This window comes from Streptococcus sp. 3167 (assembly GCF_013277175.1).
In the GTDB taxonomy this organism is placed as follows: Bacteria; Bacillota; Bacilli; order Lactobacillales; family Streptococcaceae; genus Streptococcus; species Streptococcus pseudopneumoniae.
On the sequence record NZ_VMML01000050.1, the window covers coordinates 1 to 16,793 of the forward strand.

At 41.0% G+C, this 16,793-nt stretch carries 22 protein-coding genes; all 22 read right to left on the reverse strand.

Annotated elements, in window-relative coordinates:
* The coding region (locus HT678_RS07775) for a phage tail spike protein (RefSeq protein WP_172924817.1) at nt 1-1,317 on the reverse strand (1,317 nt) is incomplete at its 3' end.
* Nucleotides 1,314-2,012, reverse strand: coding sequence for a phage tail protein (locus HT678_RS07780; RefSeq protein ID WP_172924819.1), 699 nt, complete (start codon nt 2,010-2,012; stop codon nt 1,314-1,316). The genes HT678_RS07780 and HT678_RS07775, both read right to left, overlap by 4 nt.
* Entirely contained in the window at nt 2,012-6,187 is a 4,176-nt protein-coding gene (locus HT678_RS07785; protein ID WP_172924821.1) for a phage tail tape measure protein, read from the reverse strand. Before HT678_RS07785 ends, HT678_RS07780 begins: the two co-directional genes overlap by 1 nt.
* Before the next feature lie 56 nt (nt 6,188-6,243).
* On the reverse strand, nt 6,244-6,474 hold the full coding sequence (locus HT678_RS07790) for a hypothetical protein (protein WP_000087358.1): 231 nt from the start codon (nt 6,472-6,474) through the stop codon (nt 6,244-6,246).
* Between the two features lie 248 nt (nt 6,475-6,722).
* Nucleotides 6,723-7,016 carry a hypothetical protein gene (locus tag HT678_RS07795; protein ID WP_001151571.1) on the reverse strand — a complete coding sequence of 98 codons (294 nt, stop codon included), beginning with the start codon at nt 7,014-7,016 and terminating at the stop codon, nt 6,723-6,725.
* A 45-nt stretch (nt 7,017-7,061) separates the two neighbouring features.
* Nucleotides 7,062-7,658, reverse strand: coding sequence for a major tail protein (locus HT678_RS07800; protein WP_000216339.1), 597 nt, complete (start codon nt 7,656-7,658; stop codon nt 7,062-7,064).
* Between the two features lie 16 nt (nt 7,659-7,674).
* Nucleotides 7,675-8,055 carry a hypothetical protein gene (locus tag HT678_RS07805; RefSeq protein WP_000588569.1) on the reverse strand — a complete coding sequence of 127 codons (381 nt, stop codon included), beginning with the start codon at nt 8,053-8,055 and terminating at the stop codon, nt 7,675-7,677.
* Nucleotides 8,055-8,453: a hypothetical protein gene (locus tag HT678_RS07810; RefSeq protein WP_000094295.1), complete on the reverse strand. Its 399-nt coding sequence runs from the start codon at nt 8,451-8,453 to the stop codon at nt 8,055-8,057. The genes HT678_RS07805 and HT678_RS07810 overlap by 1 nt, the downstream gene beginning before the upstream one ends.
* On the reverse strand, nt 8,446-8,835 hold the full coding sequence (locus HT678_RS07815) for a hypothetical protein (RefSeq protein WP_000830391.1): 390 nt from the start codon (nt 8,833-8,835) through the stop codon (nt 8,446-8,448). Before HT678_RS07815 ends, HT678_RS07810 begins: the two co-directional genes overlap by 8 nt.
* Nucleotides 8,822-9,010 (reverse strand): hypothetical protein, encoded by a 189-nt coding sequence (locus tag HT678_RS07820; protein WP_000598693.1) that lies wholly within the window; start codon nt 9,008-9,010, stop codon nt 8,822-8,824. Before HT678_RS07820 ends, HT678_RS07815 begins: the two co-directional genes overlap by 14 nt.
* Nucleotides 9,003-9,293 carry a hypothetical protein gene (locus HT678_RS07825; protein WP_000401888.1) on the reverse strand — a complete coding sequence of 97 codons (291 nt, stop codon included), beginning with the start codon at nt 9,291-9,293 and terminating at the stop codon, nt 9,003-9,005. The genes HT678_RS07820 and HT678_RS07825 overlap by 8 nt, the downstream gene beginning before the upstream one ends.
* A 13-nt stretch (nt 9,294-9,306) precedes the next feature.
* Entirely contained in the window at nt 9,307-10,422 is a 1,116-nt protein-coding gene (locus HT678_RS07830) for a phage major capsid protein (protein ID WP_138705265.1), read from the reverse strand.
* Nucleotides 10,423-10,440: 18 nt separating this feature from the next.
* The gene (locus tag HT678_RS07835) at nt 10,441-11,163 is read right to left on the reverse strand and encodes a head maturation protease, ClpP-related (RefSeq protein ID WP_172924823.1); all 723 of its coding nucleotides are present in this window, start codon (nt 11,161-11,163) and stop codon (nt 10,441-10,443) included.
* A complete protein-coding gene (locus HT678_RS07840; protein WP_000506468.1) occupies nt 11,144-12,292 on the reverse strand; it encodes a phage portal protein in 1,149 nt (382 codons plus the stop codon). Before HT678_RS07840 ends, HT678_RS07835 begins: the two co-directional genes overlap by 20 nt.
* Before the next feature lie 55 nt (nt 12,293-12,347).
* Nucleotides 12,348-13,988: a terminase TerL endonuclease subunit gene (locus tag HT678_RS07845; RefSeq protein ID WP_023938748.1), complete on the reverse strand. Its 1,641-nt coding sequence runs from the start codon at nt 13,986-13,988 to the stop codon at nt 12,348-12,350.
* Nucleotides 13,985-14,323, reverse strand: coding sequence for a hypothetical protein (locus HT678_RS07850; RefSeq protein WP_000393459.1), 339 nt, complete (start codon nt 14,321-14,323; stop codon nt 13,985-13,987). The genes HT678_RS07845 and HT678_RS07850 overlap by 4 nt, the downstream gene beginning before the upstream one ends.
* 118 nt (nt 14,324-14,441) lie before the next feature.
* Nucleotides 14,442-14,738, reverse strand: coding sequence for an HNH endonuclease (locus tag HT678_RS07855; protein ID WP_000573817.1), 297 nt, complete (start codon nt 14,736-14,738; stop codon nt 14,442-14,444).
* Between the two features lie 213 nt (nt 14,739-14,951).
* The gene (locus HT678_RS07860) at nt 14,952-15,494 is read right to left on the reverse strand and encodes a site-specific integrase (protein WP_001028145.1); all 543 of its coding nucleotides are present in this window, start codon (nt 15,492-15,494) and stop codon (nt 14,952-14,954) included.
* 299 nt (nt 15,495-15,793) lie between these two features.
* Nucleotides 15,794-16,222: an ArpU family phage packaging/lysis transcriptional regulator gene (locus HT678_RS07865; protein WP_023940104.1), complete on the reverse strand. Its 429-nt coding sequence runs from the start codon at nt 16,220-16,222 to the stop codon at nt 15,794-15,796.
* A 70-nt stretch (nt 16,223-16,292) separates the two neighbouring features.
* Nucleotides 16,293-16,523, reverse strand: coding sequence for a helix-turn-helix transcriptional regulator (locus HT678_RS07870; protein WP_023940103.1), 231 nt, complete (start codon nt 16,521-16,523; stop codon nt 16,293-16,295).
* Nucleotides 16,516-16,692: a hypothetical protein gene (locus tag HT678_RS07875; protein ID WP_171039873.1), complete on the reverse strand. Its 177-nt coding sequence runs from the start codon at nt 16,690-16,692 to the stop codon at nt 16,516-16,518. The genes HT678_RS07870 and HT678_RS07875 overlap by 8 nt, the downstream gene beginning before the upstream one ends.
* Nucleotides 16,685-16,793, reverse strand: a 109-nt coding sequence (locus HT678_RS07880; RefSeq protein ID WP_172924825.1) for a DUF3310 domain-containing protein, incomplete at its 5' end; no start/stop codon positions are given. The genes HT678_RS07880 and HT678_RS07875, both read right to left, overlap by 8 nt.

A 16,793-nucleotide genomic window follows, 5' to 3' on the forward strand; every position in this document is an offset into this window, starting at 1 on the left:
AACAGAATCCAGCCCAATCCGCTTGGCTTCCTGAGCAAGAGAGCTACTTGCGCCAGCTTGTCTCAAAGCTTCCTCAGCCTTGCGCCTTGATTCTCGTAAAGGTTCATCATGAAAGCTATTGAAACGCTGATTGATAGTGTCAGACACTTCTTGCTTGACTTCTTCCGCCTTAGCCTTGGCAAGTTCGATGGCATCCGTGATAGCTTTCTCACGCTTGTCAAACTCAGCGTCAAAGGCACGGTCAGCGTTGGCGATTTCCTTTTTCAAACGTTCTTCAAAAATCTGATGCAGATTTCGGCTTTCATTCAAAACGGCATCATTTACAATCCCACCGATCGCATTTGCAAGACTGGACTGGAAGGTCCCAAAACCTATTGATTTTAGACGTTTTGCCATTGGCGAATAGGTATATTTGGTGATTTTCTTACGAACATCAAGACCGTACCACTCATGGTAGATACTGACCACATCAAACATCTGCACCGCAACATCACTCTGACCGACAACCGAGATTTCAAGGTTATCTTCTAGCATGTCGCACATACTTGTCCGAAAATACTGCTTACCATATGCAATCAAGCTAGCCTCATCTGTCACGTCTTGGTCATTGACCTCCACGACATCTTCATAGATTTGGCTGTAGTTCCCAAGTAAGGGGCTGTCAATCACCACCATATAATCATGGTCAACCGCATTTTCTCCCTCGCCCTTAACAGTCGTTTTAAAGGTTATCCGAGTTTTTAAAGACTTCGTTGAGGTCTTGTGCTGGTAGCTGGACAAGTTTTTCTTGTACATAAAAAGCGATTCATTTTCAGAACCGCCATTTTTTAACAAGCGTAAGTTGTAACCGTTTCGCACCATATCTCCGCCCCACTGACCTAGGATAGAATGCTTGTCTTTGGCCAAGACCTCCATGGCATTCTTGTCCTTGATATTGAGCGTATGCCTATCATCAATATCAGAGAAGAAAGAAAAAGGATTGGCTCTGGTAATACTACCAGCAAAAGCACTCAACACCCTTGTCCCACTGACACGGTCAACCTCGATAGAGCTAACGATGTAATTATTTAACAAACTGATAACCTGATTGGCATAGACTTGAATATATCCTTGTTGCTTTTCAACCTCAAAAATATAAAAATCCTGCTCACCATGCAGATCATCTGCAGTCAGAAAGGTTTCCTCTTTCAGCAATTCCCACTTGGGATCCGATGTAGGAAAGCGAAAGGTCAGTTGATAGGTATTGTTCCCAAAATGGACAATTTCATCATTGTAGGCCTCGTTTAAAGGCCTATTTCCCTCTGTAAGATAAATCATAAAATATACCTCCAATTCGGCCGAACTGTGACCTTACGAACCGCACCAGTAAAGACCAGACCGTTATTGCCAACAGCCAATTCAAAGAAGCCTCCACGCTTTCGTAGCGTATTTTGAACCGCGCCATCTGCATTGTAAATATTCTGTTTCTTATGCCTACAATCAATGGTCACTTTTCGTCTAATGGTCAAGTGCATGGTTGTCCGTCCGATAGTCAAAGAAATATCGCCATCCCCTTCAATCTCAATCACAGGCTCACTATAGACAGAGCCTGGATTGTTGACATTACCGCTTGCGGTAAAAATAAGAGGAGCAAGATTTTTCTGATAGCGGAACGGTTGCATACTCAGCTTAAGCTCTAGCTTCCAGGCATGCATCCCATGAGGGCTATAGGTTGCACCAATAAAATCCGCATAAAAGACAGAACCCAACTGGTAGCTAAACTCCAGCACATTGTCCTTAGGCTGAAATTTCTCCACGATAGTCGAAACATCCAGTAACTTAGGAATATAGAACGAAAAAGTCCGTTCATAACTCTCATAGCCACCATCCAGCACTCGATAACTTCCGTTTGCTCCGTAGAGGTTAGCATCTTCAGCCACCCTAGGCTTAGCAGCCTCTACCTGACCAAAATCCGTCACCACGCAGTGAGGGATAGTTGATGTATTGAAACCATTGATAATCATGTAAAACATTACATTCCCTCCCTAGCATAAATCGCACCTTGACGTTGGTAGACGCTCATTGAAATTTTATCAGCGTCCAGGTAAGTATCTGACGGCTTTTCAAGGATAGCGGTAAGGATCTTCTCCATACTTGCTCTCAGAATCGCTATCTCAGACACGACTTTATCGCTGTCTTTACTATTTGTATCTCCTTTTGTTTGCACCACTATTTTAGCTTGTGCTTCTTCCATCTCACGAAGGAATTTAGCATCACTCGGAATGCCAACTCCTGCAGCATATTTAGGAACCCCCATCTCACGCATCAAGCGTTTGGTCTTATCCGCCCGCAAAACTTTAGCCCCTTTAGGAAGAGGAAGAAGAACATCCCTCCCCTCAGGAATGAAGCTCCTACCATCTGGAAGAGTAACCAATTCCTTGTAGGTACTATTGCGTTGGTCATTGACCATAGCAAGACCACCAGGGTGATAGTTGGTACCGTGGGCATGCCGACTAGCAAAAACATTGGTAAAGAAATCACCAGTTACCCTAGTAATCCAAGACCTAATGCCTGCAAGCACGCCAGAAGCATTATCTCGAGCGCTGATTGTAACCGTTTTGTCTTGAATGCTATTAACGACGCTTTTGACCTCGCTGACAGTACTGGAAGTGCTATTTTTAGCAAGGATATCTACTGGATTATGTTGCTTAATCGCATTAATAGCCGCACTCGTCTCATTTCTAACGCCTGCAGTCTGATCTTTCGCAAGTAAATCAATTGGTTTTTCCTGTTTCGGAGAGTTCACACTCGCTTTTGCACTAGCAACTGCTTCACTAGTATTGTCAATAGCATTTAATGACTTATTCTCTGGATTAGATAGATTCCAAGCCATGATTTTATCGATTGACAATTGCCCGTTGTTCAAAACATTTGTAGGATCTAGTTTCAAATCTTTTGTAAATGGAGTAGTTGCATTCCAAGTTGTTAGCGTGTCAGTCGAACGCGCAACAGCCTTTCTGAAATTCTCATCCGTAGCCAGCAACTCTTTCTGCTTAGGAGTCAAGGCATCATAGTTATAGAGCGCTTTGGAAGCTTCCTCAGCCTTATTCATCACATCTGTATTTTCCAAAAGCAGTTGCTTGACTTCAGCAGGCATACTGTTCCAGATTCTAAGATGGTTTTCACTATCAAAGATAGCTTGCAGTCCTGCTTGATTTTGGACAATCAACTGTTTTTCTTCCAGTGTCATGGTTGACCACTTACCAGACTCAACGAGAGCTTCAGCAATCGTTACCCGAGCATTTGAGTTGATATTCGCATTTTTAACAATAAATTGCAATTGCTCCCAACCCTCAGCAGATTTAGTCGCTTCCCCAATCACTTCTTTTACGTTTGATTTAATGACAAAATTGTTGTTTTCATCAATGTTTCCGACGAGCAAAGACCAAGCATCATTCGCTTCTCTCGTTTCCTTGCTCATTTCGCTAGTGTATTTAGCAAGAATGCTATGGGAATCACCCATTTTTTGAGAAGCTTCTGCTGCCTTTTGACCGATTACTTCATAAGACAAACCATATTCTTCCAGAACCTTTTTAGCTTCTTCCCAGTAGTTCCAGCTTTGTCCAGTTCGAGCTTTTACCTTAGCGTCAAGGTTTTGCATAACCTGGTAATACTTAGTACCTAAGGCTTCCATGGTTTGCTGGTGGTTTGTTTCAAGTTCTTGAATTTTTTTATTGTAAGTTTCTTGATCGATACGTTTGGCATCTAAGAGTTGTTTCAATCCATCTTTTGAGGTTTTGTATAACTGATTTTCTTCATCCAGAGCCTTCTTCAAAACATCTCTTGTGTGCTTTAATTGCGTTTCATTTAAACTACCAATCTCTCCATTCAGAGCCTGAAGCGCAGCCTTTTGTTGTTCGCCAGATAATTCCATCATTTCGATTCTAGCTTTGATCATCTCTCTTTGGTTGTTTAAGACGATTTCTTTTTCTTCTTGAGAAAACTTGCTAGCGTCTCCATTATGACGTTTGTAGATTTCACTGACCTGATTAGCCATTGCATCGGTATTTGAAACAACTTGGTCATTTTTTACTTTCATTTTAGCGATTTCTTCATCGCTAAACCCCAACTTTTTAGCTAATTCTTCCATACGTTGATTAGCTTTTTCAGCACCTGCTGCTACCTCTTCATGAAGTTTTCGAAAAGCTTCAGAAACTTTTTCAGCATCACCAGCGTGGGTTCCAAAGTTGGCTACTGCTGTACTGGTATCATCTACCTTACTTTGGAAATCTCTTAACTCTTTCCTTGCAGTATCACTCAACTGAGACCCAAATTCCTCCGCCTTAATGCGAGCCTCGTCTTTCTTATGTCCTAGATAGACCAATCCTCCAGCTAGTAAAGCAGCACCACCCACCAGCAAACCAATAGGATTTGTCAAAGCCCCAATGGCTCCAGACAAGAGACTAGAACTAGATGCAGCAGCGCCAGCTCCTTCCGCTAAAACAGTAGCTTCGCTTCCTACCTTAGCAAGACCGAGACCACCTTGTAAAAGTCCTTTTAATTTACCAGCACGCTCTGTCAATTTAGCAAGACCGAGACCGCCCTTTAATAGTCCTTCTAATTTACCGGCATGTTTTATCAAAATACTAAGAGCCGTCGCCCCATTGCCTAGAAAGTTCAAGAAAGGGTAGCCCAGAGCCAAAAAACCACCAATACCAACCGCCAAGCTCTGTACGGCTGGAGGAGCCTTACTTAGCCAGTCGATAAATTGGTTCACCTTATCAATCACAGGAGTTAGTAATGGTAATAATTTCTGACCAATGTTAATCTGTAAAACTTCTAAACTAGATTTAAAACGTTCCACACCATTTTTAGAAGACTTAGATAATTCATTTGCTAAATCCTTGGTATAAGTTGTCGCCCCCTTGGTTTCGTTAGCAAGATTACGCAACGCATCTCCACCTTGGTCAACCAAGATATTCATCGCTGTCTGAGCTTCTGTACCAAAGGCTGTAGCAATCAAGGCCGATTTCTGAGCATCTGTCATCCCTTCCGTATTCTTTTTGATACGATCCAAAATATCAGGTAGCTTAATCGCGCCGCTACGAAATTCTTCTGCAGAAAAACCAAGCTTCTCCATTGCATTTGCATTTTGCTCTGATGGTTTCAGTAGCCTTGTTAAAGCTCCACGCAGAGCCGTACCAGCCTTTTCACCAGCAATACCATTGTTGGACAAAAGACCAACAGCAGCGGCAGTCTCTTCCAAGTTCATACCAACGTTTTTAGCAACGGGACCAACATACTCCATTGCAGCCCCCATATCAGCAAAACCAGCAGCCGTTTTATTGGCGACAAAGGTTAAGCTATTGGTTACTCGCTCTGTATCCTGAGTAGATAGCCCAAATTGTTGCAAAATATTCGTAGTGGCGTTCATAACCGTATTGAAGTCCTCACCAGACGCCTTAGCAGCGTCTAGGATAGCAGGCATGGCTTCGATTGTCTGATTGGCATCAAAACCTTTCTTGATAATTTCTTGCATCCCTTCATTGATAGATGCAGTAGAAATCCCATACTGTTTCGCCCAATTTTTTGAACTTTCACCCAGCTTTTGTGTGGTACTGTTCAGTTCATCCGCTGTTGGAATGGTATCAGCTAACAGAGATTTAGTTGTATTCATCTGGCTTTCAAAGTCAATAGCTTTCTTAGTAGAAAGCGTAAAACCAGCTAATAAAGCAGCAGACACAGGCTTCATTGCATCGCCCATAGCCCGCAATTTTTCTCCACCTTTAGCAAATTTTTCGCTCAAGGCATCTATCTTACCAGACCAACTATTTTCACGCCCCACATCTTGCAAAGCTTTTTCAACACCGCGTAGCTGACCTTCCATTACTGCCAACTTAGCATTCTCACGCTGAATATCAGCAGCAGCCTTGTCAAATTTAGCTGTCCCCGGTTCAAGTTTATCAAAACTTTTCTTCATCTCATCCAAAACTTTACGTTGTGAATCAATGGCTTGTCCTAAAGTCTTGTATTTTGCTTGAAGTAAGCTAGCATTTTTTTCATTGCCTTTTAAAGTACTGTCCAAAGAACGGACATTATTTTGAAAGTACTTTACAGCGTTTTTTGCACCAGTTAGAGTAGGACTGAACTTTGACACGTCCAACCCTAGCTCGATATACATCTGACCTAACGGCGTACCGCTTGCCATCTTGTTCTCCTTCCTAACTCCTCAGAGCAAAGAAAAAAGCCCTTACGGACTTTTCATCATTCTTTATAAAAATCATCCATTGCCATGTTCATAAAAGCCCAGATAAACATACCAAGAAATAGATAAGCATAGAGTGGCAGGGAAGCAAAGATAAAGGGTGATAGCAAGAGCATACCAAAGATATCTACAAAATTTGTACAAATACAATACAAGCCAAAAGCAAGATAAAGGATAAAAATGGTAAACCAAAACCAATATCTTCTACATGCTTTTTCTTTTCGAGACATTTCTTCCACCTCCCTTACATATCTCTATTATATTCCTAAGCCTTTGATTTGTAAAGTCTTGACCTAGAGACTTTCTAAAAAATCTGCCAAGTCAAACACTTCTTCTTGTTCACTCGTTTCCAGACTTCCCAAGACCCCCATCAAGTCCTCCCAACTCGTATCCATCACATCGCGAATGCTCATTCCATAAGGACCCTCTGTAACTTGCTTGACAAAACCATAAAAACGTTTGATCGCTTGCCCAGGTGCTAGCTCTTTTCCTTTGGGTCTACATCACCTACCAGATGAGCATAAATTGCTGTAAAAATAGAAATCACTTTCGCAAAATCTGTGTATTCTAGTAATTGTTCTACTGTCACATCATCAAACAAACTAGCAATAAATCCCAACTGCTTATCAAGCTTCTCTACCTCAGATAAATCACTTGTCAAGGATTCGTTCATGACCAAATAGTCACGATAATCACGAGTTGTGATTTCTTTGCTCTTTTTTAGGACATCTTCTCCCTTGTCATTTTTAATTGTAAATTGAACCTTAGCCATATACTTTCCTTTCTAAAAAAGTAAAAGAGAGCTTTCGCCCTCCTTCTACCCCGCAGCGGTTATGTTTAGTTGACCTTTCAATTTCTTCAACTTTTCAGCATCTGAACCATAAACAATAGCACCATAACGCCCCTTAGTTGCAACGTCTGAACTAGCTGTCGCAGTGAAATTCACACTAGTAGTAGCTAACTCATTCGCCTTATCCTTGAGCGTTTCAAAATCAATAGCATCCATAGAAAGCTGACCTTTATAAAAACCATAGTAAACAGGTTCCCCATCAGCAGTATTACTTTCAATGAGAATGGAAACATTCTTGGCAACTGTGTCTGCACCGAAGTAATAGATACCATCATCATCGCCATACCCCAAAGCATTCGTATATAAAGCTAATGGGACATCAAGCAAGCCCATCTCTACCTTAACATCACCGACTCCTCGATTGGAGACGTGATAAGCCACATTACTACCATAAGTCTTTACAGGGTCACTAGATAATCCAGTTACTCTAGCGGTCTGTGTAGCCCCTTCATTATCTTTACCTTCTAGCGTGAAGAGGTTCTGTCCAACCGTTGGAGTCTGTCCATCATGCACACGAATGGTGACTGATTTAAGTCCGATAAGTGCAGTTCCTTTTACTGTCATTTCTTTTTCCTTCTTTCTAGTATTTCTCATATAGAGCGCTCATACCACGATAAGTCCGAACGTCTACATAGCGCTTAATATCAGGAATCCATTGTTCCAAACCACCTTCAGTCTGATAAAATCCCTGTTCTTCCATTATTTTTTCAATTCTTCCTTGGAGTTCTTTACACTCCACTCGATTAGTAGACTCTACATTGATTTGATAGAGAAAAGTCTTAGCCAAACTAGTATTACTACCGTGAGCCGTCTGCATTGGAGGCCCTACAGGGATAATGACAATACTGGTCTCGCCATCTCCCAAGCTCTCAGGACGCTCAAAAGACTTGATACTAATACCAGATAAAGACTCATCCTCTTCCAAAGCATCGTAGAGTTCAGTTAATTTGTCTTTAATCATTACAAAAACTCCTGTTTTAACTTCATGCCGACTTTAGACTTAAAGACCGGCTTACTCGCTTCAAAAAAGCGGCGCATGACTCCGAAACCACGAGGATGCCCATTCTTTGCATAGCCAAATTCATTTAAGTGAATAATAGTCCAACGAGGACTTTTAAAACCTAATTTAACCATTGGAACTCCGCTGGATGTACCAGTCACATTCCCATGAACGACCGCACCAACCGTCTTCCCAGTGTCAGCGTACACCGCCATAGCCCGTTTGAAAGTTGGCTCAAACTCCTCAACCGTCTCCTTCAAGGCTCTGTTGACCTTTCTACGAACTACCGGCTCTCCTAGTCGAGCCTCAATATTCCTCAAAATATCATCAAATCCTTTTAGATTAGCTCCACTAGACATCACGACCACCTCCGATAAGGACAATCAAAAAATCCCGATTAGCAAAATCAGGACGGACATCAATGATTTGCCATTTCTTACCAACTAGACGGATATCCCCCACTTCGACAAAATGCCGATTTTCAGGCTGATAATCTGTCAGAGGGTCACGAATCTTCAAAGTCATCTTAGCTTTCATCGCTTTTCCAGTTGCAATCTCAACGTCTTTCATACTTGGAGAATAAGTTTGCCCCATCGTATAAAAAGCCTTCTCGTAACTCACATCACGACCATCAACCCCTTTTTTTATTTTAGAGGTATAGAAAGTCAGGGGAGTTCTCAGGTCTCCATTTTGAGACTCAGGCTTTTTGTAACGATAGCTTGGTCCCTCACTCCTCTTCATTTACACTCACTACTTCCTTAGAGCTACGACTTCTGGACGACTTTTCCAACTCGACATAGTCAGGTAAATGTTCCTTTAGCTCAGCAAATCGTTCTTCTGTCGCTTCAAACCTTTCTCCGACTTGCCTAAGGACTCCCTCCTTGAGGTCATAAAACTCTTTTAATACCTTAATCATCACTATCCTCCATTTCTATCTTATCTAACGATAATGCTAAAATATCCGCTTTGAAATTTTCGTAAAAAAATTCAACTTGGTCATTATAGACATAGCGAGCACGTTCTAAGATAAGTTCCCTTATTTGATGATCGTGTATATTCCCACTTCCTACCAAGCGGGTAATAACCATTTGAGAACTTTCTAACATCCGTGAGAGATTCGCATCTTCTCCGCTATGAAAAATTCTCATCCGCTCCTTAAAAGGATCAAGGAGGGAATGAAGTTTAGCTTCAATCTCCATCCTTCGTCACCTTTTATTTTGCAATACTCAGTGTCCACACAGCAGCAGTCTTTTCATCATGCGCTTTACCATAAGCAAATTGCTTAGCAGTGTAGAGATTCAAGTCTTCTAAAGCATAGGTTTCGGTAAATCGTCCAAACTCAATCCCACCACCTACAAAGGCATCGTAGCGACCTTTGACAAACGTCGTCACCTTACCAGAAGTTTGAGCAACCGACTCAACCAAGATGAGGTTATAAGGCATAGCTGTTACATATACACCCTGAGCATTGAGAGACGTATATTGCTTCTTCACATCCCAGGCATCTACAGGGTTCACTACCATAACCAAATTACCTTCTACTGCAACAGGAGTGGTATTGTCAGCTTTTGTAGAATGGTATTTATAAACCTCCGTCAACTCTTTTACCACGGTAGCAGAGTCTGCGAAAGTCAATGGTTTTTTCTGAGCCTGTTTTTCAGCATAGGTTACTTTTTCACTTTCTGCAGTCCCTGTAAGAGTACGAGACAACCCGATAGGCTTGTTGTCCCCATCACCATTTAAATAACCAGCTTCAAGAGCAGCTGCAAAGGCCTCTGTAATTTGAATGGATACGTAAGACTGTAGCCAAGCAGGACCAAACTTTTCAGAGTCTTTAGGGATTACAACAAAAGCAGTCAATTTAGACTGAATCGCTTCTTCTTCAGCAAATTCTTGTTTCAATTGTCCTTGAATTTCAGCATTGATTTTACCCCAAACCGCTTGACCTGTACGACTAGACTTGAGGAATTTCAAACGAATACCAGCATTACGCAAGCCGATGTGTTGAAGAAGTGGACGGGCTGCCACCATATCCTCAAAAATCCGGTCAATTGTTTCCTGAGGGAACAATTTCTCAATTCCTTTGGGAGGAAGTTTCTCAATGTTGTTGAAAAATTCGCGAGCTTCAGCAGTCAAGTGCGCATCGTATGGATTCATAGTTGCGATTTCTTTACGAGCAGCTTCTCGAGCATCATCTTGCAACTTATCTGTCAATGCCTCAATCATCTCGTTATAGAGCTTATTTTGCTCCTCCATAGGAGCACCAGTTTCTACTGCATTCATAAAGTTCTGACGAGCAGTTGTAAATTCATTACCAAGTTTCATCATTGTTTTTTATTTCCTTTCTTAAAATGGGAAACGACCCAACCCCACAGGTTCAGCCGTCTTGTCTTCTTTTTTCTTATCTTCTGGGATAGGTAAACTGTTATTCAACCTATCACGAACCAAGTCCGCCAATAACTCCACATCTGGGGTCATCGCAGATCGGATTTTTTCGATAAAATCACGAGGAATCACAGGTGTCTGACTAGCTACCAAGACAGGATCTTCCTGACTTTCAAACATGACCTTATCTGCGAAGCCATGATTAACAGCAGAACGAGCATCAAACCACGTTTCACCCTCCATTAGATCCAGTAAATCATCTAATGCCTTACCAGTCTTATCAATATAGGCATATGCGATGGACTTATTAAACCCTTCTAACACACCAGCCTCATGCAAGAGCGCCTTATGGTCACCACGTACACCAGCAGATACATTATGGATCATGATTTGCGCTGTAGGACTAATTTCCACCTGATCACCAGCCATAGCGATAACACTCGCAGCACTAGCAGCAATCCCCACGATTTTCACCGTCACATGCCCCTGATAAGCACGCAATGCTGTATAGATTTCACTACCAGCATACACATCACCACCACCAGAATTGATGTGCACCTCCACATCTTCTCCCGTCGTCGGCAATACAATATCCTTAGGAGCAGTTGCATCCATGTCTATCCAATCATAAAACCAGCGGTCATCATTGGATACAATCGCTCCCTTAATCTGAATGATTGTCATCCTCATTTCCTCCTTTCTCTATTTCGTTTTCACCCTGATAGTTCTTAGTGATAAGGAAAGAATCCCCACCAGGAACAGCCTCAAGACCAAGTTCCAATCTCACCTCATTTCGAGTCATAGCCCCAGATGAGATGAGTTTATCTATGTTCTCAGCCAGAGCAAACTTATCCAGTCCCCCCTCACCAAAAATCACAAATTTTTTCTGATTAGCGTATCCAGCCGAACTCACCATAGCATGGTTTAGAGCGTCACCCACTTTTTTAACCAGCGATTCATAACAATAACTGTTAAACATCTTCTGGCTATTAGACAAATCAGCCATATCTCCATGCATCAAAGCCGTCGGCAAACCTAATATATCTGCAACCTCGTCATCAAATTGACGTCTCAGTTTCTTCAACTCTTCAACTGATAGATTTGTAGTTCCTACCGTATTGGTCAACTCCGAATACTCCACACCATCCATTGTCGGTACAATGGCAACCGTCTTAGACGTAAAGGACTTAAAAAGATTGTCCGCATATCTCTGCAGTTTCTTTCTCTTATCCTCATCAAAAGTTCCATTCGCTTTTGTAGCCAGAACCCCACGAATCTGATTATTTCTAGCTAAGGCTTCCACCAGACGAGTATGTAGTTTTTCATAATCAGAAAACAAGTCAGATACATATTCTTGCAAGCGATTGTTATTATACTGAAGAAAGATGACATCACTCATAGCAAACTTCCTCTGAAATGTATAATCCCCGACAGACACCATCTCAAAGGTGTCATCATACAGAGCATAACGCCTACGAGTAAAAGCATCAGCTACCAGTAACTGCTTATCATCAGACAAAACAATGAGTACTTCGTTTTTCGTCAATAAGCGATAAATGACCTTCTGCCAGAACTCCGAGGCCGACTCATTCTTATTGGGACGCACATTTAAAATATAATCCCAGTCTGACGTCACATGATGATTCTCCACCATATACCGAAATTCCGACTTAGCAAAGATACGAGCCACAAACTCCGCCGACTTATCAATCGCTAAACTCTTTAACTGCAAACACCCCAACATTCGTTCCAACTCTTCAAAATCAAAACCAACATCAGGCGCATCACGCTTAAATAAATTTAAGAACCCCATGCTTCCCCTCCTTCCTATCCAATTACCAACCTACCACCCAAAATTTATTCTTAGATTAAAACTCCCAATCCTCTAACATATCGAGGAATTCCCCAACGTTCGACTCATGTACAAGCTCACGTTTGTATAGAGCAGCAATCAAGGCATGGAAACCATCCGTCTTTCTTCTGACGGGCTCTTTCTTCAAGAAACGCTTATTGCCATCCTTGTCCTCTTTGACGTAGGTATTATCCGTATACCAAATCATAGAATTATCATTCTCAAAGATAAATCGTTCATTAGCAAATCCGTCTTCAATGATTGGCGCAACCTTGGATTGAATCGCCCCAGGATTTCTCAAGAACTCATATTCAAAACCAGCCTCTTCCAAAAGAGGTTTTAACAAGTCCATTCTGAAACCATCTGCACATACAAGCTCAATCTGATAAAACTTACTCCATTCATTCAATTTTTCGACCAATAAACGAGGGTCAATACTAGGGCCGTCCACAATTGTAAATAAGCCTCTATCTGCCCATTCCTGAATAGGAGCTTTAAGTTTAAAAGCTTTCAAAAATGCTTTACGAGCAAATGAATGTTGTTTCCAGATAAACTCATCTCCGTTCTTAAACAACAAACCAACACTCGCAAAATCTCGAATGCTAGCATAGTCAAATCCTGCGACACAGGACTTACCCAACAAGTCAATACCAGGCGAACGTAAACAAGCAAGTAATCTTTCACGAGTCGTCACATCTTTCTCAAGGTCTGCTTCAGGAAGATTCATCCGTTTAGTCATGAACTCCTGACGACCAGACGGCTCCAGCTCAAGGTCATCATAGTCAGCCTTAGTTCTAGCAAGCAACCTCTTAGCGTAAGGCGTGCTTTCATCCAACATCGGATTTGCTTTCGGCCAATTCTTCATGTCATCCACCTCATCCGCACTATCAAGCTTGCAGATAAAAGGGAAGAGTCTGAAATCATCAACCTCTCCATTCAAGATTTGCATAGACTTCTCTATCAGCTTGTCATAGAACCCCTCGCGCACATACCCATTCGTACCGTTGTAGAAAGTCCTGACATGAGCAATCTTACCAAGACCAGACCTTTGAACCTTCACAGCCTTATCATTTTCAAATTGGTGAATCTCATCAAACTCAAGACAACCATCACGAGCAGAGTCCATAGTCTTCGGATTATTCGTCCGAAAAGAAAAGACCGAGTTGTTCGCTCGACCTGTGATAGACATTTTAGTCAGATAGAAATGGTCCTCAAGACCACGCCTTTGGATAGTCTCATAAACTTCCTCAAACGAAACCTTACCCTGTTTCTCAGAGTTAGCAGTGATAGTCACATCGTAATCTCTGATAGGGTAGATAGGGCTGATAAAAAACGATGACCTTGCTGACATAAAACCATTCTTACCACCCCCACGAGCAAGTGTGTATAGATACTCGTCAAAGTGTGGTTCCTCGTCTACCTTCCGAAAAAGAAAAATGAACGGTGTCAAGAAAAGTTGATACTTAGCCAGAGGGAAAAAATTCTTTTCCGCAAACCGAATGAACTTATCAATCAAGTCATTATCAAAATACAAATCATCACGAGGATAGATTTTCTCCTTGATGATTTTAAACAGCAACTTCCTTTCCTTGTTGACAACAACTTCTCCATTCTCGGCCATTTTGATGTAGTCATCAACCAGCGGATGAGAAATCATAACAGATCACTTCCAGACGTAGCTTTCTCGACAGGAGAATTTTCAACATCAAAATCAAACGACCGCTCAATAGCCAAAAGCTGATTACTGGTTGTGTTGATTTCCTTGATGAGAGAATTCGCTTTTTGGAATCTTTGTTGTCCATTGTGAACAGTGATGACCAGTCCGTCTTCATGAAGTTTAGCTTTCAGCTCATAAAGCAGCCGGACAAGATAAAGATAGCGATTGACTTTTTCATACTGAATCGCATCCTTTTTTCTAGGACTGAAATAGCCAATTTTAGAAAGTAGCTGATTTTCTAATTCTTTTATATTTTTTTCCGAGTATTCTTCCATTACCCCCCACCCCCTTTAATTTTTTGTTAAAAATTTGGACAGTCGAGTGCAGACCGCTTACCGACATCTTTGAAAATTTCCGATTTTTTTGACCGGGGGGTGTTTAAGATTCGTTCACCTAACCCCACCATTCATCTTTTCGGAAATTTCTGTCATTCTTATCAAAACGATCATGCCTTTTATTATGACATGCCTTGCACAATGTTCGTAGGTTATCGATATCAAGCGCGAACTCTGGATAGAACTCTAGCTCCTTGATATGGTCAACTTCTAAATTAGTAGTCGTGACCTTGCCTTCATCCCTGCACCATACACATTCGTAATGATCTCGTTTAAGTGCTTGCCTTCTTATCGTTCTCCACTCACTGGAATTGTAAAATTGGTTTCGTTCTTCTCGAGTTGAAACTTCAATCATTGTTTAATATTCTTTGTTCATTATATCTTTCGTCAATAATTATCTTAAAGATACTTATTTTAAATTGCTGTTACTCTATATTTTCTAGCGTTCAATTAGACATATCTTATATTCTGTCTAATTCAAACAGTCGCCAAAAATCCTGACACAATAAGGATATACAGTAATCCACTAAATGAATTAGCGTTTGACTCGTTATGTCTAATTGGTTAACTACAATCCAAAATTTGACATCGCTTTGTCCTGTTGATCTTGACGAATACCTATATATCTTAAGGTAATAGCTGGTGATGAATGATTAAACAAACTCATCAACATTGCTATATCTTTTGTCTTTTTATAATAATGATATCCAAATGTCTTCCTCATTGAATGAGTTCCTATATTTTCAATACCACACTCAGATGCAGCAACTTTTAAAATCCAATCCACAGTCCTACGATCAAGTGGTTTATTTTTTCCGACTCTACTTTGAAATAAAAAATGATGATGAGGTTTATTTTGTATATACTCTCTAACCTCACGTTTGAGAGTTTTAGTCATTTTAATCTTTTTCTTCTTCCCAGTCTTTTGTTCTTTCAGTTTGATATACCAACCTTGAACATCCTTTACTCGAATTTTTAAAATGTCACCAACTCGCAAACCTGAATTGATACCAAAAAGAAATAAAATATAATTACGCTCATTCCATTCTCTCAGATAATCTTTCATAGCCTGTATATCATCTTTATCCCTGATTGGTTCTACAATATTCAAAACAAGTATCACCACCTTTCAAATAATCAAAAAAAGCCACTGGTCGTGGCATTGAATATGACAGTAGCTGGAATTGAACCAGCTGGTCTAGCAGTAAAACGCACGCTTGGTAAAAGTTTCAAGGAGACCCAAACAACCTGCTAACCTGTCCTTACTGTCTAAGAGGCCGAAACCTCTGTATTTTTAGGAGTCCTCATGACTGTTCGTTACCCAATCATTGGATAATACTATTTTAGCACCTTTTTTCGTTCCAATTCTCCCAAGATTTTCCCAGATTTTTCCCAAGATTTTCCCAGAAATCACTTGTAAACCAAAAGGTTGCTTGCTTGATAGGACTCTGCAAACTCTAATAGAGCTTTGTTTAATATCCGATAATACTCACTAGATGAGTAGCCTAGTTCTGAGTAGATGCTGTAGTCTTCCCTCCTTTTCTTCCTGCAATATCGTTCGATTAGGATACGTGTATATTCCATATCGGAAAGATTGTTGATTGCTTTAGCGATTAGTTCTAAATCCTGCTGAGCTGATACTCTACGCAAGACCATGCTTTCTACCTGCTTACTTGTCTGACCACTTGATGATTTTGGTTCAAGCGAGTAGGATATTGTTATTTTGGGGGCGTATTCTTCTCCAGCAATCCGTCTCAGACGACTGTATTTTTTTAGGACTTTGATAGCTTCCTTTCTGGTTTTCTTTTCATCGATGATATCCAATAACTCTATTTGCACACGAACTCCTCCTCATGATATAATAGTTATGCGAAACCATACCATGAGGAGTCAGCTGTGCTGGCTTTTTTCATGCCCTACTCCCGAGAATAATATCAGCAGGAAAAGCAAAGTAAGTACAGATATCTTCTACATTATAAATATTCGGTACACTTTCCTCCTTCTCCCATTTAGCAATCAGGTAGCGACTATAGCCTAGTTTAGCTGCTAACTTTTCTTGTGACAACTTCCTTTCCTTACGTTTTTGCTTTAGCAAGAAAGCAAACCTACTTGCTTGTCTTGGATTTAATTTATCATTCATCATCCACCTCAATCTTTATGACTGCCCTACCATTCGGATGGCGTTTTTGTGTAGATGCAAAAGTGTAATACTTCAACATCCTCTCGGCAATTCCTGTTTCTTTGCTGATTTCCGCAAGCGTCCCCATGGTAATAAAGGTGTCGCCTTCATACAATGCGTATTCACTCATGCTCCATCTCCTCAATCAGCCAATCAAGGTTCTTGCGTGCTTTCTTCAGGTCTTCCAGACCGTTTTTCTTTTGAAACCGTAACATATACTTGATTGCGTTG